The sequence below is a fragment of the Endozoicomonas sp. ONNA1 genome, assembly GCF_024606325.1.
Lineage (GTDB): Bacteria > Pseudomonadota > Gammaproteobacteria > Pseudomonadales > Endozoicomonadaceae > Endozoicomonas_A.
This window is the reverse complement of record NZ_JAHHPN010000985.1, coordinates 1-2139: the sequence shown is the minus strand read 5'-3', so window position 1 is coordinate 2139 and position 2139 is coordinate 1. Positions and strand designations below refer to the sequence as shown.

At 44.9% G+C, this 2139-nt stretch carries 1 protein-coding gene; it reads right to left on the bottom strand.

The window, feature by feature from the left end; all coding sequences use genetic code 11:
- Window positions 1–96: 96 nt before the first annotated feature.
- Window positions 97–2139, bottom strand: a 2043-nt coding sequence (locus KDK19_RS23725) for a hypothetical protein (RefSeq protein WP_257293093.1), incomplete at its 5' end; no start/stop codon positions are given.

Here is a 2139-nt window from a genome sequence, read left to right as displayed (position 1 = left end):
AGATTGCCTCCACATCTGAGGAATGGCAGGAGGTGTTGAGGTGTGACTAAGAGATAGTTGGAGTCGGCGTATGCTGTGGTGAAGCATCCGTTATGGCTACCTTACGTCATATTGTACATTGGTAATCGTAAATTCCTGTCTCTCCTTTGTAACCATGAACGCGTCAAAATAATCGAAAGGTGCCCTTCCTTGCAGAATTTTCACTGCTTCACCTGTTTCACCTTTTTTAGGATCTGCGCGGTGATAGAGAGGTAGCTCCATCTCGTCAGCAATTTCCCGTGCGGCATCAATGAACAATAAATCACTCTTATCGGGGTAGGCCTTCTCAAGAAATAACGCAGGGCGATCATCCTGATCCAACACCATACGGATAACACTTCTGCTGAGGATATCTCCTTTGGCGTTCTTTCTAACAATCATTGCATTGCGTCCATCCATCACGTAGCTCATCAGTCCTCTGCTGTAATCCTGAGCGCCGTCCGGTGTTAAACAAGTGCGAACTTCAAGCCCACTGATAAAAAGATCCCAGGGATCTTCCGTCAGCTTCAGGGTTTCTCCCGGGGACAACAGCTTGCTTCGGGTTTCTTCGCTGAAGTCACTGAAGTTCGCCCCCCAACCTGCTTTGAATTGGGGATATATCCGGTAAACGGCCTTCAAGTGTGGATTGGTCAGCGGTGACTGCCTGCTCTCAATAAAAGTATTGCTGGCACTGGTCTCTGTAAACTGAAGGATAAGGTCTGTAAGTTCTGTATTTCCGTATTCTTCCATTGATGCCATGTAAAAAGGCAGGAGATAGTGGTGTCGTTGTCTCCATAGCCATTGTGAGACCTCCTTACTTTTTCCCACTAAAGCGTCAGCCCCTTTTTCGGCAATCAACAATGGCAATCCTTCTTTCTGACAGCTTAAGCCCATGCTGTCCAGAAATTGATTAAACCTGTCTCCCATGTTGAGTATCATGTAGAGCAAACCCAGTTTTTCACAAGTCAGGCTCTGGGTAAGCTTTTTCAGGGTCTGCATTACCATTGCTTTATTCATATCATTGCTGGCCAATGCCCGCTCAAGAGTGACCAGCCACTGGTGGAAAACCTTGCCATCTTTCATCCGTCGCCTGCTAGCGCTAGAAGCTTGCAGACATTTACAGAGTTCCTCAATGTCATCTTCTGAGATGACATCGGGTACAAATGCCAACCATTGCAGCGGGGCCAATCGCAAATGATCTCCGCCCTTGATTCCGGACTCACCCAGTATTTGCTGTATTTTCGGAGTACTCTGAATCAGGCGGGCGAGCCCACTGATCAGATAGGGAATATTTTTTTTATTGCCATGTTTCATGATGGCCCTGACAAAATGATCCAATACTGAAGTATCCATTATTTCTTTGGATGATTTGCAAGCGGCAATGATCATCAAAAGTCGATGCACTTTCACTTTGATAACGGGCACATCCTCAGGTAGTGGCGTAGCAGCATACTTGCTCTCCAGGTTGTCAACTGCAGTGAGCAATACCTGTGAATATTCCGGGGTTATTTTACCAATGTTTGCTCTGAGTGCGGTTAGATAACGGGCCAGCGGTTTGCCTTCAAGTAAAACAAACCCATTGATATCACTGAGTTGTTTGAGCTCTTCAAACTGCAAGGCAACAGGAGCAGGAGCTTTCAATATATTTGCCACGGCATCAATATAACGGCAATAATCGATGGAACCTTGTTGTTTTGCCAAATAGGCCAGCTCTTTAGCAATATGCCAGATGTTATCTGAATTAGTGTTATACAGAACCGATCTAATGTACGACATTAACTCAGCAATATCAGCTTTCTCTGAAAAACCGGAACAGGCTGCATAGAGATACAACAATCTTCTTGTACAGCATTTGAAATCTTCATCAACAAAAATGTTTGGTAAATAGCCATCCACGTCAACTCTTGGAATAAATTTTTTTTCGATATTGTCAACTTCACTCAACAGCTGTCTGGCAAATTCGTTATTTTCCGATTCGAGGGTTTGCCTGATCTGCAAAAGTCCGTCCTTGACCAGTTTATCATCCTCCAGAGGGTTTAATGCTGTCAGCTTTTCATTGATTACACTGTTCTCCTCTGCCGGAGAAGGCGAATCAGGAAGACGTTGAAACAGGTTCTTTGC